The following is a 21,064-nucleotide window of genomic DNA, read 5'->3' on the forward strand; positions in this document are numbered from 1 at the left end:
TTATGGGCTGCGATTTATTGGGCGATTTCACTACCATGATTTTTGTTAATAATGTCGAAGTCGGTTATGACCGGCATGCGGTTGCCATGCCGTTGAACGGGCAGTTTCGAAGTGGTTCACTGACGGCCATTATCGGCGCGAACGGTGCAGGGAAATCGACGTTTCTAAAAACACTCGCAGGGCTGCAACAGTCTGTGGCGGGCGATATTACGTTTACCAGTGGCAAACGTCCGCGGCTGGCGTATTTACCGCAGCAGGCCGAACTGGATCGCGGATTTCCTATCAGCGTCTTTGATCTGGTCGCTATGGGCTGCTGGCCGCAAAGTGGTTTGTTTGGCGGAATTAACCGCCAGTCTGCGGCGGCGGTGGCAAAGGCGTTAGATACTGTCGGCATGACAGAAATGTCACTGCTTCCTGTGGGTTCGCTTTCCGGCGGACAGTTGCAGCGCACGTTGTTCGCGCGTTTGCTGGTTCAGCAGGCGCCGTTAATTATGCTCGATGAGCCGTTTACCGGCATCGACAGCCAGACGACTGAACTGCTGCTGAAAGTCATTGCGCAGTGGCATCAGGAAGGTAAAACCGTGATCGCAGTTTTACACGACATCTCTATGGTTGCCCGGCATTTTCCCCATGTGCTTTATCTCAGCGCAAGCCAAAATCTGTGGGGAAGTGCGCACGACGTTCTCGGACATTTTCCTCATCAGGCGCATGCCTGCGTCTCGGCAGAACCTTTCTCTCTGGCGGCGGGAGTCGCAAATTCATGATGCTTTTTCATTTGCTGGCCGATCCCTTTATTGAATTCGGCTTTATGCGCCGCGCCTTAATCGCCTGTATCGCATTATCAATCAGCGCCACGCCGTTGGGCGTTTTCCTGTTATTACGTCGTATGAGTCTGGTCGGCGATGCACTTTCGCACGCGGTATTGCCCGGTGCCGCTATCGGCTATCTGATTTCGGGTATGTCGCTGGTCGCAATGGGGATCGGCGGGTTTATTGCAGGGCTGGCGGTTGCCATGTTATCCGGGCTGGTGAGCCGCAGAACGCAGCTTAAAGAAGACGCCAGTTTTGCCGGATTTTATCTCGGCTCGCTGGCGCTCGGCGTCACGCTGGTTTCGCTGCGCGGCTCGAGCGTCGACCTTCTGCACGTTTTGTTCGGTTCTATTCTGGCCATCGATTCTTCCGCCATGATTATGGTCGGCATTATCACCAGTCTGTCATTGCTGGTGCTGGCCTGTATTTATCGCGCGCTGGTGATTGAATCTTTCGACGCTTTATTTCTTCGTGTCAGCGCCGGGAAATGGCTGGCGGCGATCCACGGTATTTTTCTGGCGCTGGTCGTCATCAATCTGGTTGCCGGTTTCCAGATCCTCGGCACGCTGATGTCAGTCGGTTTAATGATGCTGCCTGCGGCCAGCGCACGTTTCTGGGCACGGGATTTACCGCATACCTTACTGAGCGCCATGATCATTGGTGTCATCGCCAGCGTGGTAGGGCTGATCTGGTCTTATTACGCATCGTTGCCGGCGGGACCGGCGATTGTGCTGAGCGCGACCGTTATTTTCTTTATTTCAGTTTTATTTGGAAAGCGCGGCGGGATGTTAACGGCGTCGCGTTGTTAAGAAGTACCACTATTAAGGGGACATGATGAAAGTATTACCTGTATCACTCGCAGTAGCTGCCCTGCTGTCGAGCCCGCTGGCAATGGCGAAAACCGTAGACGCGGTAGCCAGTTTTTCTATTCTGGGTGACATCGTTCAGGAAGTCGGGGGCGAACACGTTAAGGTTACGACGTTAGTCGGGCCGGATGGTGATCCGCACAGTTTTGAACCTTCACCGAAAGACAGCAAAGCCATCAATGCGTCTGACGTCGTGTTTGTCAGCGGTTTGGGGCTGGAAGGGTGGATTGATCGACTGGTGAAAGCTTCCGGTTATAAAGGCCATCTGGTAACGGCATCTGAAGGTGTTAATTCCCGCAAGATGGAAGAAGACGGTAAGCAAATCACCGATCCTCATGCCTGGAACAGCATGGCGAACGGCGTGATTTACGCGACTAATGTGATGAATGCGCTGATCAAAGCCGATCCGGAAGATGCGGATTATTTCCGCCAGCGCGGCACGGCTTACATTGAGCAGTTACAAAAGCTGGATGCCTGGGCGAAAACGGAATTCACCGGTATCCCTCAGTCAAAACGTAAAGTGCTGACCAGTCATGACGCATTTGGTTATTTCGGTCAGGAATATCACGTCAGCTTTATGGCTCCGGTCGGTTTTTCTACCGAAGCGGAAGCCAGCGCCAGTGGTGTGGCTTCACTGATTAAGCAGATTAAAGAAGAGAAAGTGAAAACTTACTTCATCGAGAACCAAACCGATCCACGTCTGGTGAAGCAGATTGCTGCTGCCAGCGGGGCGCAACCGGGTGGAGAGTTGTATCCGGAAGCATTGTCAGGCCCGCAAGGTCCGGCAACGACTTATGTGAAAGCGTTCAAGCATAACGTTGAGACGATTGTCGCCAGCATGAAATAAGATTTCCCTCCTCACGGTCATACTGTGGGGAGGTTTACATCATGTCTTAATCATAGAAAAAGCCCCGTCGGGCAAGCGGCGGGGCTTTTGTTTTATGGGTAAACGGGCCAGCAGAAAATATTAACGTTTCTTCTTTTTACCCTGTACCGCTTTGAAGCGTGGATTACTTTTACAAATCACATAAATCCGGCCTTTACGACGGACTACGCGGCAATCCGGATGTCGGTTTTTAGCTGAACGTAATGAACTGAGAACCTGCATTTCATTTTCCCTGGAGTGGTTTATTTCTTACCGAGGAAGCTGCCAAAGCGCTGATTGAAGCGCGCGGTGCTGCCTTCTTTGGAATATTCTTTCTGCTTGCCGGTGTAATACGGATGTGACGCTGAAGAGACTTCGATAGTCACATACGGATAGGTTGCGCCTTCCAGTTCAATGGTCCGGTCAGTAGAAATGGTTGAACCGACTTTGAAGTATTCGTCTGCGCTGGTGTCGTGAAAAACCACGGTGCGATACGCAGGATGTATAGCGGGTTTCATAATGCCTCGAAATGTTATGTTATACTATAACAATAAGTATGCACCCATCTGTTTTCCGGTTCAAGACTCAGGCGAAAAAAAAGGCCGCATATGCGGCCTTTTCTATGGAGCGTATCCTCTTACAGCGTCGGATGCTCTACTTTGTGGGTATGTTCGATGTCTTCGTTCTTCTTACCAAAGCGGCGGCGAACCACCACGAAGAAGACCGGAACAAAGAAAATCGCCAGCAGTGTTGCAGTGATCATCCCGCCCATTACGCCGGTACCTACGGCGTTCTGAGAACCGGAACCTGCACCGGAACTGATAACCAGCGGCATTACACCGAGGATAAAGGCCAGTGAGGTCATCAGAATCGGACGCAGACGCATACGAACCGCCTCCAGAGTTGATTCGATGAGACCTTTACCTTCTTTATCCATCAGGTCTTTGGCGAATTCGACAATCAATATGGCGTTCTTCGCGGACAACCCGATGGTGGTCAACAGACCTACCTGGAAGTAAACGTCGTTGCTCAGGCCACGCATTGTCGCGGCCAGAAGCGCACCGACCACACCGAGCGGCACTACCAGCATAACCGAGAACGGTATAGACCAGCTTTCATACAACGCCGCCAGACACAGGAAGACGACAATCAGTGAGATGGCGTACAGTGCCGGAGCCTGGTTACCTGACAGACGTTCCTGATAAGACAAACCAGTCCAGTCAAAGCCGATACCGTTTGGCAGTTTAGAAGCCAGAGACTCCATCATTGCCATCGCATCACCACTACTTTTACCCGGTGCTGGCTGACCCAGGATTTCCATCGAAGGCAGACCATTATAACGTTCCAGACGCGGTGAACCGTATTCCCATTTCGCGCTCGAGAACGCGGAGAACGGTACCATCTGGCCTGCGCTGCCACGGACATACAGATTATTAATATCGGAAGGCAGCATGCGATATTTGTTTTCAGCTTGTACGTACACCTTCTTCACACGACCACGGTCGATGAAGTCGTTGACGTAGCTACCACCAATCGATGCACCTAATGTGGTGTTGATGTCGGAAATTGAAACGCCAAGAGCCGTTGCTTTTTCCTGATCAATTTCGATTTTGAACTGTGGTGTATCTTCCAGACCGTTTGGACGAACCTGAGTCAGTAAGTCAGGATGCTGAGCAACCATGCCCAGCAACTGGTTACGTGCCTGGGTCAGTTTGTCATGCCCAAGGTTAGCCTGGTCAATCAGCTGGAAGTCGAAGCCTGTTGCCGTACCTAACTCAACAATTGCCGGTAAGTTGAACGGGAACACCAGCGCATCTTTGATGGTACTGAAAGCGCCCATTGCACGGCCTGCAATCGCAGGAACCTTGTTCTCAGCTCCGCCACGTTCAGACCAGTCTTTCAGACTGACGAACGCGATACCGGTGTTCTGACCACGACCTGCAAAGCCAAAGCCGTTAACGGTAAACACGGAGTTTACGTTGGCCTTTTCTTTGGTCAGGTAGTAATTGCTGACTTCATCGAGCACTTTCTGCGTACGTTCCTGCGTCGCACCTGCTGGCAACTGCGCCATGGTCAGGAATACGCCCTGGTCTTCTTCCGGCAGGAAGGAGGTTGGCAGGCGAATAAACAGGAACGCCATGCCGACAACGATCAACAGATAAATCACCAGATAACGACCGGTGCTGCGCAGAATGTTGCCTACGCTGTCGGTGTAGTGGTGCGTGCTTTGCTCAAATTTCTTGTTAAACCAGCCGAAGAAGCCTTTCTTCTCGTGATGCTCGCCTTTGGCAACCGGCTTAAGCATGGTCGCACACAGCGCTGGCGTCAGGATCATCGCCACCAGAACAGACAACACCATGGCCGAAACGATAGTGATGGAGAACTGACGGTAGATAACACCGGTAGAACCGCCGAAGAAGGCCATCGGGATGAATACTGCGGACAGCACCATCGCGATACCGACCAGAGCACCCTGGATTTGCTCCATGGATTTCTTAGTGGCTTCTTTTGGCGGCAGGCCGTCTTCGACCATCACGCGCTCGACGTTTTCTACCACCACGATGGCATCATCGACGAGCAAGCCTATCGCAAGCACCATCCCGAACATCGTCAGGGTGTTTATCGAGTATCCGAATGCTGCCAGAATCGCAAACGTACCGAGCAATACGACCGGAACCGCGATGGTTGGGATCAGCGTTGCGCGGAAGTTTTGCAGGAACAGGAACATGACGAGGAACACCAGAACGATAGCTTCGAACAGTGTTTTACCCACTTCCTTGATCGAGATTTTAACGAACGGCGTTGTATCGTACGGGTAAACGACTTCCAGGCCAGCCGGGAAGAATGGCTGAAGCTTAGCCAGCGTTGCCTTGACCGATGCTGCTGTATCAAGGGCGTTAGCGCCGGTCGCCAGTTTGATCCCTAAACCAGAAGCAGGTTGTCCGTTGAAGCGGGCAATAACATCGTAGTTTTCACCACCGAGTTCAATTTTTGCCACATCTTTCAAACGTACCTGAGAGCCATCCTGATTCACTTTCAGAATGATTTTACCGAACTCATCAGCGGACTTCAGACGAGTCTGCGCCACGATAGAGGAGTTCAGCTGTTGGCCCGGAACCGGTGGTGTACCACCGAGCTGGCCTGCGGCAATCTGGTTGTTCTGAATTTTGATTGCGTTGATGACATCAACCGGCGTCAGCTGGAAGTTATTCAGCTTGTTCGGATCCATCCAGATACGCATCGCGTACTGGGCACCAAACAGCTGAACGTCACCCACACCGGCGGTACGGCTGACCGGGTCTTTGATGTTCGAACCGACGTAGTCGGCGATGTCATCCTGGGTCATCGTACCGTTGTTGGAGATAAAGCCCGCTACCATCAGGAAGCTGCTGCTCGATTTCTCAACGGAAATACCCTGTTGCTGAACTTCCTGCGGCAGCAACGGTGTTGCCAACTGCAGTTTGTTCTGTACCTGAACCTGCGCGATATCCGCGTCGGTACCAGAAGCAAAGGTCAGGGTGATCTGAACCGTACCAGAAGAGTCACTGGTCGACGACATGTACATCATGTTGTCGATACCGTTCATGTTCTGTTCGATAACCTGCGTGACCGTATCCTGTACCGTCTGCGCATCCGCACCCGGGTAAGTTGCGGTCAGCTGGATAGCCGGTGGCGCAACGGTTGGATACTGTGCAATAGGCAATTTAAGAATTGCCAGTGCCCCCGCCAACATGATGATGATGGCGATCACCCATGCAAAGATGGGACGATCTATAAAAAACTTAGCCATGAATTACCGGCTCCTATTAAGACTTCGTCGCTGTAGCGGGTGCTGCTGCGTTTTGATCAACTTCCTGTGCAGTAACCGGTACGCCTGGCTTAATTTTTTGCAGACCTGTCACGATAACTTTATCGCCACTTTTCAGGCCATCGGTCACGACCCATTTGTCGCCGATTGCCTGCGTTGTGGTGACAGTGCGAAGTTCAACTTTATTGTCAGCACCTACCACCATCGCTGTCGCATCACCGCGTGGGTTACGGGTGATACCTTGCTGAGGAACCAGCAGAGCGTTGTTGTTTACCCCTTCATCAAGACGCGCACGCACGAACATGCCCGGCAGCAACGAACCTTGTGGGTTAGGGAAAATGGCACGCAACGTAATGGAGCCCGTCGTTTCATCAACCGTCACATCAGAGAATTCTAATGTACCCGCCTGCGTATATTCTTTACCGTTATCCAACAGCAGCTTGACCTGTGCTTTACCGTCCACCTGTTTCAGGGAACCATCAGCCAGTTCTTGTTTCAGACGCAGGAAGTCATTGCTCGACTGGGTCACGTCAACATAGATAGGATCCAGTTGCTGCACGGTCGCCATTGCGGTTGTCTGGCCGGTAGAGACCAGCGCGCCTTCGGTCACAGAGGAAATACCAATACGTCCGCTGATAGGGGAGGTCACTTTGGTGTAAGCCAGATTGATACGCGCCGTTTCAACAGCCGCTTTGGCTGTCACAACAGCCGCATCGGCCTGCGCTGCGGTCGCTACAGCAGTATCGTAATCTTGCTTACTGATGTAGTTAGTGCCGAGCAGAGGTTTGTAACGGGTCACGGTAAGACGAGAAATTTGCGCATTAGCCTGCGCTTTTACCAGATCGCCTTTAGCGCTGTCATACGCGGCCTGATAAGTGGCTGGATCAATTTGATATAAAGAGGTCCCGGCTTTAATTTCGCTGCCTTCAACGAAGTTTCGTTTCAGAATAATGCCGCCAACCTGCGGACGTACTTCAGCAATACGGAAAGAAGCAGTACGGCCAGGAAGTTCGGTAGTCACATTAAGCGGTTCTGTTTTCAGTGTAACGACGCCTACCTGAGGGGCTTGCGGCGCACCTTTTTGGGCGTCTTTATCGTTACATCCTGTAAGTGCTAAACTTCCGGATAGCATCAGAACTACCGCCAGAGGCGTTAACCCTCTGTTTTTGTTCATAAATAAACCTCAAGTGTCCGATTTCAAATTGTCCAATGGATCACAAGACTTAAAATCCATTGCTGCGCTCTTAGTATGTGCATGCTATGTTACATACATTCAAGAATGTATGTAAATCAAACTCCCCTGAATGATAATCCTATGGCACGAAAAACCAAATCACAGGCGCTGGAGACCAGGCAACACATACTGGATGCGGCTGTGCGTGAGTTTTCTGCCCGAGGGGTATCGTCGACATCACTGACTGATATTGCGAATGCAGCCGGTGTGACACGGGGCGCAATTTATTGGCATTTCAGGAACAAAGTGGAACTGTTTAACGCGATTTGGGAGGCCTATGAGTCCCAGATTAAAGTACTCGAACTAGAGTATCAGACAAAGTTTCCGAATAATCCACTGCGTATTTTGCGTGAAATCCTGATTTACATTCTGGTCGCCACGGTCACTGATCCTCAGCGTAAAGCATTGATGGAAATTATATTCCATAAATGTGAATTTGTTGGGGAGATGACGTCCGTTCATGAAGCCAGAAAATCCCTCTATATGGAAGGATACGGTAAAATTGAACGTATTCTTGAGAGATGTATTAAAGAAAAACAATTACCTGCCACACTGGATACCCGTCAGGCCGCCGTTATTTTGCGGGCTTACCTGACCGGGCTGATGGAAAACTGGTTATTTATCCCCGAAAGCTTTGATTTACAAAGTAATGCTGAGCGGTTTGTGGACACTTATCTCGACATGCTGCGCCACTCCTCTTTCCTGGTTCTCCCGACCAAAACCGTGTAATCGTTTTCTCGCAATTAATAAGTCTGCAATCTTTATTGACACCTCAGCCCAAAAATTTCACTTTCTGATGTTGTATTCAGAAACGCTTTTCTCCTTCCTTTAAAGTCGAACGCTGCTATTGTCATCCTTATATTATTCATTCGGCAAATGAGTTGAAGCTGACGTATGTTTATCCGGTGTATGGCCGTTCCTTCAGACAACGTTTCTGTCCTGAAAAAAAATGGGATTTGGCGCGTTTTCACGCTCGTGATTTATCTCTCAATATTGATATTTTCCCTTCCCGGTCATGCCGCCAGCAACGATATTCCGACCCGCAATGAAGTCCAAAATCAGCTGGATGCGTTAAACCGGCAGAAGAACCTGACGCCGGTAGATAAATTGTCGCAGCAGGATTTGATTCACACGCTGGAATATCTGGATGCGTTAGATCGGGTTAAACAGGATGTCACTCAGCTTCATCAGCAGGTTGCCGAAGCGCCGCAGAAACTGCGTGTTGCGATGGACGGGCTTGATCAGTTAAAGAACAGCACCAAAGATGACGTGGATAAAGCGCAGCTTTCCGCGTTGTCGCTGCGTCAGCTGGAGAATCGCCTCAATGATACGCTCGACGATCTCCAGTCCTCTCAGGAAGATTTGTCGACGTTCAACACCCAGCTGATTTCGCTGCAAACCCAGCCCGAACGCGTGCAGAACGCGATGTACAGCTATTCTCTGGCGATTCAGAAAATCCGTAATCAGCTCAACGGAATGTCGCCGGGGCAACAGGACCTTCGCAATACACAACAAACGATGCTGGTGACGCAGCAGGCGCTGCTCAGCGCGCAGATTGATTTACAGCGCAAAAGTCTCGAGGCCAACACCACGTTGCAGGATTTACTCCAAAAGCAACGTGACTACACCAACGCGCACATTAACCAGCTCGAACATACCGCGCAGTTATTGCAGGAAGTGGTAAATGGCAAGCGACTGATTTTGTCCGAGCGGACGGCGAAAGAAGCCCAGACGCCGGACGATACCTCGAACATTCAGAACGACCCGCTGGTGGCGCAGGAGTTGGGAATTAACCGCAAGCTCAGCGAACGTCTGATTGCCGCCACGGAAGAGGGCAACCAGCTGGTTCAGAAAAATATCACGGTAAAAAACTGGCTCGACCGTTCTGCGCAGGCCGAGCATGATCTTAAAGAGCAAATTACCGTACTGAAAGGCAGCTTATTGCTTTCGCGGATCCTGTATCAGCAACAGCAAAATACTATTCCGCCGTCCGGCCTGATCACTGACATGAGTGCGCACATTGCCGATTTACGCCTTGAACAGTTCACCATTAACCAGCAGCGTGACGCGTTATTCCAGGGCGACAGTTACATTCAGGGCGTCGTCGCCACCAGCAAAGAAAACATTAACGAAGATATCAGCGACGCGCTCGATCAAATTGTGGACATGCGCCGTGAACTGCTCGATCAACTGAATAAACAGCTCGGCAATCAGCTTTCTCTGGCAATCAATTTGCAGATTAACCAGCAGCAACTGATAAGTATTAACCAGTCGCTGACCGAAACGCTGACGCAGCAGATTTTCTGGGTGAGCAGCAACAAACCGATGAACTGGGAATTCATAAAGTCGCTGCCTGACGATGTGAAAAACCAGCTGAGCAGTCTGAGTTTTAATTTCCCGCGCGGCGAGCTGATGATGGGCGCGCTGCATTCATTGCCCGCCACGATCCCGATTTTACTGGTCATTCTGCTTTTACTCTGGCGCCGGAAATATATCAACCAGCGCATCGAATCTCTGAGTAATGATGTCGGGCAACTCAAACGTGACAGCCAGCTGCACACGCCGCAGGCGCTGATTCTTCTGGCGCTCAACGTGCTGCCGGGTGTGTTTCTGACGCTGGGCATCGGCTACTGGCTTTCACAATGCGATATTGATTCGAGTGATTTTTTATGGACGCTGGCGCAGCGGCTGGCCGTCTTCCAGTTTGTGATGGGCTTTTGCTACCGGATGCTCAAACCTGGCGGCATTAATGAACGTCACTTTAATACGCCGGTTGCCACATGCGCACATTACCGGCGTTCGGTGATCCGCCTGAGCCTGGTAATGTTGCCGCTGATCTTCTGGTCGGTACGTGGTGAAAAAGCGCCGCTGGGGCTGGTGGACGACATCATCGGGCAGATAGTGATATTCCTGACCTTACTGGCGCTGAGCGTGCTGGTCTTCCCGATTGCCCGCGACGGCTGGCGTGAAAAAGATTCTCACAGCATTCGTCTCGTGATGGTCACGGCTATTGCGCTGGCACCGGTTTTCCTGACAGGGCTGGTCGTCACCGGCTACTTCTACACCACACTACGTCTTGCAGGTCGCTGGATTGACAGCCTTTATCTGCTGATTTTCTGGAACATCATGTATCTCACCGCGCTGCGAGGACTGAGTGTGGCGGCGCGACGGCTGGCTTATCGCCGTGCGCTGGCAAGGCGACAGACTGCCGCTGCGAAAGAGGGCGCGGAAGGGAGTGAACCGGTAGAAGAAGAGCCGCCGCTGGGCTTGGATCAGATTAACCAGCAGTCTTTGCGGCTGACCACCATGGTGTTGTTCTTCATCTTTGCCACCGTGTTTTACTGGATTTGGTCTGATTTACTGACGGTGATTTCCTATCTCGACAGCATTTCTCTGTGGCATTACTCCGGCACAGTGGCCGGAACCGTGACGCAACAAACGGTCACACTGGGGAATTTATTGCTTGGATTCCTGGCGGTGATAGTGGCGTATGTTTTAACGCGCAACTTGCCGGGATTGCTGGAAGTTGTGGTGCTTTCGCGCCTCCAACTGCGGCAGGGGACGTCGTACGCCATCACCACGATCCTGACTTATTCGATTACGGTGATTGGCGCGATAACCGCACTCGGATCGCTCGGCGTTTCCTGGGATAAATTGCAGTGGCTGGTGGCAGCACTGTCGGTCGGGCTGGGCTTTGGTTTGCAGGAGATTTTCGCCAACTTCGTATCGGGTCTGATCATATTGTTTGAACGCCCGGTGCGTATTGGCGATACCGTCACTATCGGTACGTTCTCGGGCACGGTCAGCCGCATCCGTATCCGCGCGACGACGATTATCGACTTTGACCGCAAAGAAGTGATCATCCCGAACAAAGCATTCGTTACTGAGCGGCTGATCAACTGGTCGCTGAGCGACACCGTGACCCGCGTGCTGATCAAAATCGGTGTGGCCTACGGATCCGATCTCGACAAAGTGAAAGAGATCTTATTGCAAGCGGCGCATGAGAATCCGCGCGTGATGAGTGATCCTTCGCCGCTGGTGTTTTTCCTGAATTTCGGTGCCAGCACGCTGGATCACGAACTGCGGGTTTATGTCCGTGAACTGGGGGATCGCAGTTATACCGTCGATGAGCTTAACCGCAGCATTGATAAACTTTGCCGCGAAAACGACATCAATATCGCCTTCAATCAGTTGGAAGTGTATTTGCATAACCAGGACGGGAATGAAGTGCAGGAACTGAAGCGGTCGCTGAGACAACCGGGAGATGAACCGGACGCGCTGCCGCAGAGCTGATTACCGCCGGACAATTCAGGGGAAAGCGACGGATTCCCCTGAAACAGGCAGCCGGGCGGACGGCTTAGAGATAACTGATAGAAAGCGTGTTTTTGCTGTTTTTCAGCTTTTCCTGATAATCACGCTGAACGATTTCCAGTGCTGCAAGAGCCGTCTCGGGCGCAATTTCATTGCACTCAAGCAGGTAAATCAGATCGACAGCAAGCTGAAGTTCGGGGGGCGCATTTTCTACTGACATATTAGCCAACATTATTAGAAGCAGGTTTTGGACTTATCATTATAGATAAGAAAAGGCGGGCTCTGAATGCCGGATTCAAAAAATGTGATAAAGATTCAAAAACCTTTTTCCTGACGCTCGATTTGTCTCTCAATTTTAGCCAGCGCCTGACGACAACGCATCAGACGGCCTTCCAGTGCAGCCAGTTCTTTCTGTACCCGCTGCTGATCGGCGAAAGTAGCCAGTTGCCCGAGCGTCGTTTCCCGGTCTTCAATCATTGCCACCAGACGGCGCTCAAACTGCTGAGTTTCCGCCAGTCGCGTATAGTTATCATGGCTTTTGCGTTCCGGCGTCTGGTGCGTTTTCCGCAATGTTTGCGTCGCCAGTTCGCGCTGCATGGCGGTAATTTGCGCCACCAGTCGTTCGGCAATAAAAGCCACCTGCGCTGAACGCTTTTCGACAACTTCCTGATTCAGTTGCTGCAAATTGATTTTTATTTCAGCCAGATAATCCCGCAGACGGGTGCCTTTGGTTGAAAACAGGGCGACATCAAAGCGCGCCTGAGAAGCCGAAACGTGGCCAATCGGCTCAATTTCCCGCGCCAGCGTTTCTATCTGCTGATCAAGGACATGTAAAATTCGTTCTGTGCTCACGGCGACTCTCCTTGGATGACGCGCCTAGCTTACCTGTAACCCCCGGCGATACAAGTCTCACCCGGATATGACAGCAATCTCACACTTGTTTACACTGGGACACATCTTTCCTCATTCTAAAACCTTAACCTCTCCATGAAACGTGTTCTGTTGATTATCGGTGGCTGGGTATGTGTCGTGCTGGCCACACTGGGTGTCGTCTTGCCGTTGCTACCAACGACGCCTTTTTTGCTGCTCGCCGCCTGGTGTTTCGCCCGATCATCGCCACGTTTCCACCAGTGGTTACTCTATCGTTCATGGTTTGGCGGTTACCTACGCCACTGGCAGCAACATCGTGCGTTGCCAAAAGGGGCAAAACCCAAAGCAGTGATCCTGATCGCAGTGACTTTCGCCATTTCGATTTATTTTGTCCCGCTATTATGGGTGCGTATTTTATTGGTCTGCATGATGTTTATGTTGCTTATCATGATGTGGCGATTACCAGTGGTTGACCTTGAGCAATAAAAAAGGTGATCATGTCCGGCTGCGGGTTGCTTTTTAAAGCAGCTTTGCATAGATTTGGGCATCTCGTACGTCGGTGCGCTCCCAATTTCCTTCCTTAAACGGCATGCTTTATATGAGCGTGACGGGGGACATTTGACCGCCCGCGTTTAAGTATGAACAGCAGCTTTATCAGGCAATTAACATTATGACCGCTACCGCACAGCAGCTACAGTTTATTAAAGACAGTATTAAGACCATCCCTGACTATCCTAAGCTAGGCATACTGTTCCGTGACGTCACCAGCTTGCTGGAAGACCCGAAAGCTTATGCTGCAAGCATTCAGTTACTGGCCGATCGTTACCGCGACGCCGGTGTGACCAAAGTGGTCGGCACCGAAGCACGGGGTTTCCTGTTTGGCGCACCGGTTGCCCTGGTTCTGGGCGTGGGTTTTGTCCCCGTTCGCAAGCCAGGTAAATTACCGCGTAAAACTATCAGCGAAACGTATGATCTTGAATACGGTACTGACAGCCTTGAAATCCACGTTGATGCTATTCAGCCTGGCGAAAAAATTCTGGTGATCGACGATTTGCTGGCAACAGGTGGCACGATTGAAGCCACCGCGAAACTGATCCGCCGTCTGGGTGGGGAAGTAACCGACGCCGCGTTCATCATCAACCTGCCGGAACTCGGCGGTGAAAAACGCCTCAACGATTTAAGCATCAACTGCTACAGCCTGGTTTCTTTCGACGGGCATTGATCCAGACAAGCCTCGCCTGCTCAGGCGAGGCTGTGATAGCATTGCCTTCATGATCCCCTGACTTTCCCGGTATTAATGAGCTATCAGGTTCTTGCCCGTAAGTGGCGCCCCCAAACTTTTGCCGACGTCGTCGGACAGGAACATGTGCTGACCGCACTGGCTAATGGCCTGTCGCTCGGGCGCATCCATCACGCTTACCTGTTTTCCGGTACCCGCGGCGTGGGGAAAACCACTATTGCCCGCTTGCTGGCGAAAGGGCTTAACTGCGAAACGGGCATCACGTCCACACCTTGTGGCGTTTGTGAAAACTGCCGCGAAATCGAGCAGGGCCGTTTTGTTGACCTGATCGAAATCGACGCCGCTTCCCGCACCAAAGTTGAAGATACCCGCGAATTGCTGGATAACGTGCAATACGCACCGGCCCGTGGCCGCTTCAAAGTTTACCTGATTGACGAAGTCCACATGCTCTCGCGCCACAGCTTTAATGCGCTGTTGAAGACGCTCGAAGAGCCGCCGGAGCACGTGAAATTCCTGCTGGCGACCACCGATCCGCAAAAATTACCGGTCACTATTTTATCGCGTTGTTTGCAGTTCCATCTGAAGGCGCTGGACGCTGAACAGATCCGCAAACAGCTCGAACACGTTTTAACTGAAGAAACGATCACGACTGAACCGCGTGCGCTTCAACTGCTTTCTCGCGCGGCGGACGGCAGTATGCGTGATGCGCTGAGCCTTACCGACCAGGCCATCGCCATGGGGCAGGGCGCGGTGACGACAGAAACCGTAGCGCAGATGCTCGGTACGCTTGACGACGAACAACCGCTGGCCATGCTTGAAGCGCTGGTCAGTGCGGACGGCGGCCAGATGATGGCGCAGGTGGAACAGGCCGCATCGCGTGGCGTGGACTGGGAAAATCTGCTGGTGGAAACGCTGGCATTACTGCACCGCATTGCGATGGTTCAGCTGTTACCTTCCGTCCTCGACAACCATTACGCCGCGATCGAACAACGTTTGCGTGAGCTGGCGCGGGTGATTCCACCAGCCGACGTCCAGCTTTACTACCAGACATTACTGATTGGCCGCAAAGAGCTGGCGTATGCGCCGGACAAACGCATGGGCGTTGAAATGACGTTGCTGCGCGCGCTGGCCTTCCATCCGAAAGTGATTATTGCAGAACCGGCGCCGGTGCCGGTGGCGGCTCCTGCGTACGTTCCACCACAGGCACCGGCGCAGTCCGCCGCGCCGTACAACGCGCCTCAGGCTCCGCAAGCTCCACAGAATTATTCGTCACCGCCGTCGCAGGGCAATGCGGAACCGGCGCAGATGCCGGACACCACCGCCCAGCTTTTGCAGGCGCGAACTCAGTTGCTCAGGCAGGGGAGTACCACCCCAAAAAAAGCTGAGCCGGCAGCGCCAGGAAAAGCGCGGCCGGCAAATTCAGCACTGGAGCGCCTCGCTTCGGTGACTGAACGTGCGCAGACAATGGCCAGCGTGAAGAAAGAACCCGCTGCGCCGGTAAAAGAAGAGGCGTACCGCTGGGTTGCGCAGAACGAACCGGAAGAAGCGCCGGAACCGGTCGCCACGCCAAAAGCATTACGTGCCGCGCTGGAACATGAAAAATCGCCGGAACTGGCTTCGCGTCTCGCCGAAGAAGCTATTGAACGTGACGCATGGGCCGCTCAGATTAGCCAGATGCCAATGCCAAAACTGGTACAACAGCTGGCACTGAATGCATTTTGTGAGCAACCCGAGCCGGGCAAAATTTGCCTGCATCTGCGTTCATCGCAAAAGCACCTGAATTCACCGTCGGCGCAGAAAGTACTGTCGGATGCCTTATCGGCACTGCATCAGACTCCGGTTGAACTGACCGTAGTGGAAGATGATAATCTGGCGGTGAAAACGCCGCTGGAATGGCGTCAGGCCATTTATGAAGAAAAGCTGGCGCAGGCGCGTCAGTCTATTATTGCGGATAACAACATTCAGACTTTGCGTCGTTTCTTCGATGCAGAGCTGGATGAAGAAAGTATTCGCCCTATTTAAACGCCGCGGTTGTGACGCGGCCATTGCTGAGAGAGAAGACTATGTTTGGAAAAGGCGGCATTGGTAACCTGATGAAACAGGCCCAGCAAATGCAGGAAAAAATGCAACAAGCTCAGGCGGAAATCGCTCAGCTGGAAGTCACCGGTGAATCAGGCGCTGGCCTGGTGAAAATCACCATCAACGGTGCGCACAACGTGCGTCGCGTTGAAATCGATCCAAGCCTGCTGGAAGACGATAAAGACATGCTGGAAGATCTGATCGCTGCGGCATTCAACGATGCGGCCCGTCGTATCGACGAAACTCAGAAAGAAAAAATGGCAGCGGTGTCTGGCGGCATGCAATTGCCACCAGGCTTTAAGATGCCATTCTGATGCAAACCAGCCCTCTCCTTGAATCTTTAATGGAGGCGTTGCGTTGCCTGCCGGGCGTTGGCCCGAAGTCAGCGCAGCGTATGGCATTCCAGCTGCTGCAACGTGATCGCAGCGGCGGAATGCGGCTGGCGCAGTCTTTAACGCGCGCCATGTCTGAAATCGGTCACTGTGCCGATTGCCGTACTTTTACCGAGCAGGAAATCTGTACGATTTGCGCCAATCCACGGCGTAAAGAGAACGGCCAGATTTGCGTGGTCGAAAGCCCGGCGGACATTCACGCGATAGAACAAACCGGTCAGTTTTCCGGTCGCTATTTTGTGCTGATGGGCCACCTGTCACCGCTGGATGGCATCGGGCCGGACGATATTGGTTTAGGCCGTCTGGAAGAGCGTCTTGAGAGTGAAAACATTCAGGAAGTGATTCTGGCGACTAACCCGACGGTTGAAGGTGAAGCGACCGCTAACTACATCGCAGAAATGTGCGGCCAGTATGGCGTGCTGGCGAGCCGTATCGCGCACGGTGTGCCGGTCGGCGGCGAACTGGATATGGTTGACGGCACCACGCTGTCGCATTCCCTCGCCGGACGCAATCCCTTCCGGTTCTGACTATTATCGCCGGGCGCACCTTGCTGCCCCGGCTTAATTTCTGCTATCCCTCTGCATTTCTTCTTAAAAATTTTCCCTTATGCTTGAAAACCCCGGTCCATAACCCCACTTACTCCTCAACGTCTGATTTGGTCACTAACAGTATCTGGATTGAGGTAATTTGATGAGTATGAAAGGACAAGAGACACGCGGGTTCCAGTCTGAAGTAAAACAACTGCTTCATCTGATGATCCATTCTCTGTATTCAAACAAAGAAATTTTCCTGCGCGAGTTAATCTCTAACGCTTCCGATGCCGCTGACAAACTGCGCTTCCGTGCGCTGTCTACGCCTGAACTGTATGAAGGCGACGGCGAGCTGCATGTGCGTCTGGCGTTTGATAAAGAAAAACGCACCCTGACGCTGAGCGATAACGGCATCGGGATGACCCGCGATGAAGTCATCGACAACCTCGGGACTATCGCGAAATCCGGCACCAAGGCTTTCCTGCAATCTGTCGGTTCAGAACAGGCTAAAGACAGCCAGCTGATCGGCCAGTTTGGTGTGGGCTTCTACTCTGCCTTCATCGTGGCAGACAAAGTGACCGTGCGTACCCGTGCGGCGGGCGCCAGCGCTGATGAAGGCGTGTTCTGGGAATCCGCCGGTGAAGGCGAGTACACCCTGGCAGACATCGAAAAAGCCGATCGCGGGACCGAAATTACCCTGCACCTGCGTGAAGATCAGGACGAGTTCCTGGATGACTGGCGCGTGCGCTCCATCATCAGCAAATATTCCGACCACATTGCGCTGCCGGTTGAAGTCGAAACCCGCAACGAAGAAGACGGCACCGTGACCTGGGAGCAAATCAACAAAGCGCAGGCTTTGTGGACCCGTGGTAAAGCCGAAGTCACCGATGAAGAATATAAAGAATTCTACAAACACATTTCCCATGACTTCAGCGATCCGCTGAGCTGGAGCCATAACCGCGTTGAAGGTAAACAGGAATACACCAGCCTGTTGTACATCCCTTCGCAGGCACCGTGGGACATGTGGAACCGTGATCACAAACACGGCCTGAAACTCTATGTTCAGCGCGTGTTCATCATGGACGAAGCCGAGCAGTTCATGCCGAACTACCTGCGTTTCGTGCGGGGCCTGATAGATTCCAACGATCTGCCGCTGAACGTTTCGCGTGAAATCCTTCAGGACAGCCGTATTACCCAGAACCTGCGCAGCGCGTTGACCAAGCGTGTTCTGCAAATGCTGGAAAAACTGGCCAAAGACGACAACGAAAAATACCTGCAATTCTGGAAACAGTTTGGTCTGGTATTGAAAGAAGGCCCGGCAGAAGACGGCGCGAACAAAGAAGCGATCGCCAAACTGTTGCGTTTCGCCAGCACCCGCAATGACAACAGCGCGCAAACACTGTCGCTGGAAGAGTATGTGGCGAACATGGTGGAAGGTCAGGACAAGATTTATTACATCACCGCTGACAGCTATGCCGCCGCTAAGAGCAGCCCGCACCTGGAACTGTTCCGCAAAAAAGGCATTGAAGTTCTGCTGCTGTCTGACCGCATCGACGAATGGATGATGAGCTATCTGACTGAGTTCGATGGCAAAACCTTCCAGTCCGTCAGCAAAGCCGACGACACGCTCGACAAACTGGCTGACGAAAGCGAAGAGCAGAAAGAAGCTGAGAAAGCGCTGGAGCCGTTCGTTGAACGTGTGAAAACGCTGCTGGGCGATCGCGTGAAAGAAGTGCGTCTGACGCACCGTCTGACCGACACGCCAGCTATCGTCACCACCGGTGCCGATGAAATGACCACGCAGATGGCAAAACTGTTCGCCGCTGCCGGTCAGGACGCGCCGGAAGTGAAATACATCTTCGAGCTGAACCCGGAACACGCGCTGGTGAAACGCGCGTCTGATGTGGCTGACGAAGACCAGTTCAGCGAGTGGATCGAACTGCTGCTCGATCAGGCGCTGTTTGCTGAGCGCGGTACGCTGGAAGATCCAAACCTGTTTATCCGCCGCATGAATACGCTTTTGCAGGCATAATTGGCTGAAATAACACTGAAAAGGGCATCGTGAAAACGAGGCCCTTTTTTTATGGCCGCTGTGTTTTCCGTTGCGTTAACCCGGTGCCCGCAGGGGTTGTTCCTTGAGCAAAAGTGCTCAGAATGGTATGGTTGACCGGTTTTCGAGATTCATAATAATTACATGCAAGGGGATTTACGCAATGCGTATCATTCTGCTGGGCGCTCCGGGCGCAGGTAAGGGTACTCAGGCTCAATTCATCATGGAGAAATTTGGTATTCCTCAGATTTCTACCGGTGATATGTTGCGCGCCGCTGTGAAGGCCGGAAGTGAGCTCGGCAAGAAAGCAAAAGAGATTATGGATGCCGGTAAACTGGTGACCGATGAACTGGTTATCGCACTGGTGAAAGAACGTATTCAGCAGGAAGATTGCCGCAACGGTTTCCTGTTAGACGGTTTCCCGCGCACGATCCCGCAGGCTGACGCCATGAAAGACGCAGGCATCAGCGTGGATTACGTGCTGGAATTCGATGTGCCGGACGAACTGATCGTTGACCGTATCGTTGGCCGTCGTGTACACCCGGGCTCTGGCCGCGTGTATCACATCCAGTACAACCCGCCGAAAGTTGAAGGCAAAGACGATGTCACTGGCGAAGAACTGATCACCCGTAAAGACGATCAGGAAGAAACCGTGCGTAAACGTCTGGTGGAATACCATGAGCTGACTGAGCCGCTGATTTCCTACTACAGCAAAGAAGCCGCTGCGGGTAACACCAAATACGTCAAAATCGACGGTACACAGCAGGTTTCCGCAGTACGTGATGAACTGGCTAAAATTTTAGGCTAATTCTCACAAGTTCTGCACTATCACGGGGTGACTTCGGTCGCCCCGTTTGTTTTTCTGCAACCCGAAGTATGACGGGTAATTAATAACAATTCGCATTGATAGCTATTGCCGTTGTTCCGATTGTCTTTGTTTTCGTTACAATGACGTGCGCCACTTTGCCATGTCTCAGTTAAACGGCGGCGCCCATCTTTTCACACTGGCTTCAGGGCCTTCAATTTAGGAAATTCCGCATGACGCAGACCAAATTCGGTGTCCTTCTGGTCAATCTCGGGACACCGGAAGCACCAACTCCGCAGGCCGTTAAAAAATATCTGGCTGAGTTTTTGAGTGATATCCGCGTTGTGGATACCCCACGTCTGCTGTGGTGGCCTATTCTGAATTTCGTGATTTTGCCCCTGCGCTCTCCGCGCGTTTCTAAACTGTATAAAGCGGTCTGGATGGAAGAAGGTTCGCCTCTGATGGTCTTCAGCCGCCGTCAGCAAAAGGCACTGGCAGAGCGTCTGCCGGGGACGCCGGTGGAACTGGCGATGAGTTATGGCAAGCCGGGCATGAAAGAGCCGATTGAAAAATTGCTGGCGCAGGGCGTAACGAAAATGGTGGTTCTGCCGCTGTACCCGCAATATTCCTGTTCCACCAGCGCGGCCGTTTTTGACGGCGTGGCGCGTGTGCTGAAATCCCAGCGTCGCCTGCCTTCCCTGAGCTTTATCCGCGATTACGCCACGCATCCGGCGTACATTTCTGCGCTGAAAGCCAGCATCGAACGTTCATTTGCTCAGCATGGTGAACCGGATCGTCTGGTATTGTCCTTCCACGGGATACCGAAACGTTTTGTAGCGGAAGGCGATGATTATGAAAAACGCTGCCATGAAACGGCGCAGGCGCTGACCGAGGCGCTGCAACTTCCCGCCGGCAAAATTATGCTGACGTTCCAGTCGCGCTTTGGCCGCGAACCCTGGCTGACGCCGTATACCGATGAAACGCTGAAAGGCCTTCCGGCTCAGGGCGTTAAGCACATTCAGATTATCTGCCCGGGCTTTGCGGCGGACTGTCTGGAGACGCTGGAAGAAATCAAAGAAGAGAACCGTGAGATTTTTATTCATGCAGGCGGCGAGCGCTTCGAATATATTGACGCCTTAAACGACCAGCCCGAGCATATCGATTTGCTGCAACAGCTGGTCACTCAGCACTTCTGACTGAAGCCT

19 protein-coding genes and 1 other annotated feature are annotated in these 21,064 nt (G+C 52.4%); of the genes, 13 read left to right on the forward strand and 6 right to left on the reverse strand.

The features are described from left to right. The first annotated feature begins 35 nt into the window (after positions 1-35). The 3 genes from GW579_RS12425 to GW579_RS12435 are packed head-to-tail and all read left to right on the forward strand — an operon-like array spanning position 36 to position 2,522. Complete coding sequence (locus tag GW579_RS12425; protein ID WP_193333209.1) at positions 36-764, forward strand: metal ABC transporter ATP-binding protein; 729 nt, start codon at positions 36-38, stop codon at positions 762-764. Next, a complete protein-coding gene (locus GW579_RS12430) occupies positions 761-1,618 on the forward strand; it encodes a metal ABC transporter permease (RefSeq protein WP_165059320.1) in 858 nt (285 codons plus the stop codon). The genes GW579_RS12425 and GW579_RS12430 overlap by 4 nt, the downstream gene beginning before the upstream one ends. A 25-nt stretch (positions 1,619-1,643) precedes the next feature. After that, positions 1,644-2,522 carry a metal ABC transporter substrate-binding protein gene (locus tag GW579_RS12435; RefSeq protein WP_152328028.1) on the forward strand — a complete coding sequence of 293 codons (879 nt, stop codon included), beginning with the start codon at positions 1,644-1,646 and terminating at the stop codon, positions 2,520-2,522. 120 nt (positions 2,523-2,642) lie between these two features. Here the strand turns inward: GW579_RS12435 and ykgO are convergent, their stop codons facing one another. The 4 genes from ykgO to GW579_RS12455 all read right to left on the reverse strand — a co-directional run bounded on the left by ykgO (position 2,643) and on the right by GW579_RS12455 (position 7,522). Continuing rightward, on the reverse strand, positions 2,643-2,783 hold the full coding sequence (gene ykgO, locus GW579_RS12440) for a type B 50S ribosomal protein L36 (protein WP_095924976.1): 141 nt from the start codon (positions 2,781-2,783) through the stop codon (positions 2,643-2,645). Between the two features lie 20 nt (positions 2,784-2,803). Further along, positions 2,804-3,058, reverse strand: a complete 255-nt coding sequence (locus tag GW579_RS12445) for a type B 50S ribosomal protein L31 (protein WP_101075513.1) — start codon at positions 3,056-3,058, stop codon at positions 2,804-2,806. Positions 3,059-3,177: 119 nt separating this feature from the next. Further along, entirely contained in the window at positions 3,178-6,330 is a 3,153-nt protein-coding gene (gene acrB, locus GW579_RS12450; protein WP_152327893.1) for a multidrug efflux RND transporter permease subunit AcrB, read from the reverse strand. Positions 6,331-6,346: 16 nt separating this feature from the next. Beyond that, positions 6,347-7,522 carry an efflux RND transporter periplasmic adaptor subunit gene (locus GW579_RS12455; RefSeq protein ID WP_152327894.1) on the reverse strand — a complete coding sequence of 392 codons (1,176 nt, stop codon included), beginning with the start codon at positions 7,520-7,522 and terminating at the stop codon, positions 6,347-6,349. 141 nt (positions 7,523-7,663) lie between these two features. Between GW579_RS12455 and acrR the strand changes: the two genes are divergently transcribed. Both acrR and mscK read left to right on the forward strand, forming a co-directional pair. Continuing rightward, positions 7,664-8,311, forward strand: a complete 648-nt coding sequence (gene acrR / locus GW579_RS12460; RefSeq protein ID WP_165059719.1) for a multidrug efflux transporter transcriptional repressor AcrR — start codon at positions 7,664-7,666, stop codon at positions 8,309-8,311. A gap of 180 nt (positions 8,312-8,491) precedes the next feature. Next, a complete protein-coding gene (mscK, locus tag GW579_RS12465) occupies positions 8,492-11,875 on the forward strand; it encodes a mechanosensitive channel MscK (RefSeq protein ID WP_420821542.1) in 3,384 nt (1,127 codons plus the stop codon). Positions 11,876-11,939: 64 nt separating this feature from the next. Here mscK and rsmS read toward each other — a convergent pair whose 3' ends face one another. Further along, on the reverse strand, positions 11,940-12,113 hold the full coding sequence (gene rsmS, locus GW579_RS12470) for a pleiotropic regulatory protein RsmS (RefSeq protein WP_101075801.1): 174 nt from the start codon (positions 12,111-12,113) through the stop codon (positions 11,940-11,942). Positions 12,114-12,208: 95 nt separating this feature from the next. Beyond that, complete coding sequence (gene priC, locus GW579_RS12475; protein WP_152327897.1) at positions 12,209-12,745, reverse strand: primosomal replication protein PriC; 537 nt, start codon at positions 12,743-12,745, stop codon at positions 12,209-12,211. 135 nt (positions 12,746-12,880) lie between these two features. Between priC and GW579_RS12480 the strand changes: the two genes are divergently transcribed. The 8 genes from GW579_RS12480 (at position 12,881) to hemH (ending at position 21,055) form a co-directional block, all read left to right on the forward strand. Further along, a complete protein-coding gene (locus tag GW579_RS12480; protein ID WP_152327898.1) occupies positions 12,881-13,249 on the forward strand; it encodes a DUF454 family protein in 369 nt (122 codons plus the stop codon). A gap of 184 nt (positions 13,250-13,433) precedes the next feature. Next, positions 13,434-13,985 (forward strand): adenine phosphoribosyltransferase, encoded by a 552-nt coding sequence (gene apt / locus GW579_RS12485; protein ID WP_165059324.1) that lies wholly within the window; start codon positions 13,434-13,436, stop codon positions 13,983-13,985. Between the two features lie 75 nt (positions 13,986-14,060). Continuing rightward, positions 14,061-16,025, forward strand: a complete 1,965-nt coding sequence (gene dnaX / locus GW579_RS12490) for a DNA polymerase III subunit gamma/tau (RefSeq protein ID WP_165059326.1) — start codon at positions 14,061-14,063, stop codon at positions 16,023-16,025. Beyond that, positions 15,358-15,422, forward strand: a sequence feature (DnaX frameshifting element). (Overlaps the previous gene by 65 nt.) Positions 16,026-16,066: 41 nt before the next feature. Beyond that, positions 16,067-16,396, forward strand: a complete 330-nt coding sequence (locus GW579_RS12495; protein ID WP_013576599.1) for a YbaB/EbfC family nucleoid-associated protein — start codon at positions 16,067-16,069, stop codon at positions 16,394-16,396. After that, complete coding sequence (recR, locus tag GW579_RS12500; RefSeq protein ID WP_095924987.1) at positions 16,396-17,001, forward strand: recombination mediator RecR; 606 nt, start codon at positions 16,396-16,398, stop codon at positions 16,999-17,001. Before GW579_RS12495 ends, recR begins: the two co-directional genes overlap by 1 nt. Positions 17,002-17,170: 169 nt before the next feature. Then, positions 17,171-19,036, forward strand: coding sequence for a molecular chaperone HtpG (gene htpG / locus GW579_RS12505; protein ID WP_165059721.1), 1,866 nt, complete (start codon positions 17,171-17,173; stop codon positions 19,034-19,036). Between the two features lie 181 nt (positions 19,037-19,217). Beyond that, positions 19,218-19,862 carry an adenylate kinase gene (gene adk, locus GW579_RS12510; RefSeq protein WP_165059328.1) on the forward strand — a complete coding sequence of 215 codons (645 nt, stop codon included), beginning with the start codon at positions 19,218-19,220 and terminating at the stop codon, positions 19,860-19,862. Positions 19,863-20,092: 230 nt separating this feature from the next. Next, a complete protein-coding gene (hemH, locus tag GW579_RS12515; protein ID WP_152327903.1) occupies positions 20,093-21,055 on the forward strand; it encodes a ferrochelatase in 963 nt (320 codons plus the stop codon). Positions 21,056-21,064: the final 9 nt, after the last annotated feature.

Origin of the sequence: Rahnella contaminans, from assembly GCF_011065485.1 — a bacterium.
Lineage (GTDB): Bacteria > Pseudomonadota > Gammaproteobacteria > Enterobacterales > Enterobacteriaceae > Rahnella > Rahnella contaminans.

Excerpts from the sequence above, each read along its gene's own strand:
- GW579_RS12480 (WP_152327898.1), top strand. The coding sequence starts at position 12,881 with ATGAAACGTGTTCTGTTGATTATCGGTGGCTGGGTATGTGTCGTGCTG.
- GW579_RS12495 (WP_013576599.1), top strand. The coding sequence starts at position 16,067 with ATGTTTGGAAAAGGCGGCATTGGTAACCTGATGAAACAGGCCCAGCAA.
- mscK (WP_420821542.1), top strand. The coding sequence starts at position 8,492 with ATGGCCGTTCCTTCAGACAACGTTTCTGTCCTGAAAAAAAATGGGATT.
- rsmS (WP_101075801.1), bottom strand. The coding sequence starts at position 12,113 with ATGTCAGTAGAAAATGCGCCCCCCGAACTTCAGCTTGCTGTCGATCTG.
- dnaX (WP_165059326.1), top strand. The coding sequence starts at position 14,061 with ATGAGCTATCAGGTTCTTGCCCGTAAGTGGCGCCCCCAAACTTTTGCC.
- hemH (WP_152327903.1), top strand. The coding sequence starts at position 20,093 with ATGACGCAGACCAAATTCGGTGTCCTTCTGGTCAATCTCGGGACACCG.
- ykgO (WP_095924976.1), bottom strand. The coding sequence starts at position 2,783 with ATGCAGGTTCTCAGTTCATTACGTTCAGCTAAAAACCGACATCCGGAT.
- GW579_RS12425 (WP_193333209.1), top strand. The coding sequence starts at position 36 with ATGATTTTTGTTAATAATGTCGAAGTCGGTTATGACCGGCATGCGGTT.
- GW579_RS12435 (WP_152328028.1), top strand. The coding sequence starts at position 1,644 with ATGAAAGTATTACCTGTATCACTCGCAGTAGCTGCCCTGCTGTCGAGC.
- GW579_RS12445 (WP_101075513.1), bottom strand. The coding sequence starts at position 3,058 with ATGAAACCCGCTATACATCCTGCGTATCGCACCGTGGTTTTTCACGAC.
- GW579_RS12455 (WP_152327894.1), bottom strand. The coding sequence starts at position 7,522 with ATGAACAAAAACAGAGGGTTAACGCCTCTGGCGGTAGTTCTGATGCTA.
- adk (WP_165059328.1), top strand. The coding sequence starts at position 19,218 with ATGCGTATCATTCTGCTGGGCGCTCCGGGCGCAGGTAAGGGTACTCAG.
- recR (WP_095924987.1), top strand. The coding sequence starts at position 16,396 with ATGCAAACCAGCCCTCTCCTTGAATCTTTAATGGAGGCGTTGCGTTGC.
- acrR (WP_165059719.1), top strand. The coding sequence starts at position 7,664 with ATGGCACGAAAAACCAAATCACAGGCGCTGGAGACCAGGCAACACATA.
- htpG (WP_165059721.1), top strand. The coding sequence starts at position 17,171 with ATGAAAGGACAAGAGACACGCGGGTTCCAGTCTGAAGTAAAACAACTG.
- GW579_RS12430 (WP_165059320.1), top strand. The coding sequence starts at position 761 with ATGATGCTTTTTCATTTGCTGGCCGATCCCTTTATTGAATTCGGCTTT.
- apt (WP_165059324.1), top strand. The coding sequence starts at position 13,434 with ATGACCGCTACCGCACAGCAGCTACAGTTTATTAAAGACAGTATTAAG.
- acrB (WP_152327893.1), bottom strand. The coding sequence starts at position 6,330 with ATGGCTAAGTTTTTTATAGATCGTCCCATCTTTGCATGGGTGATCGCC.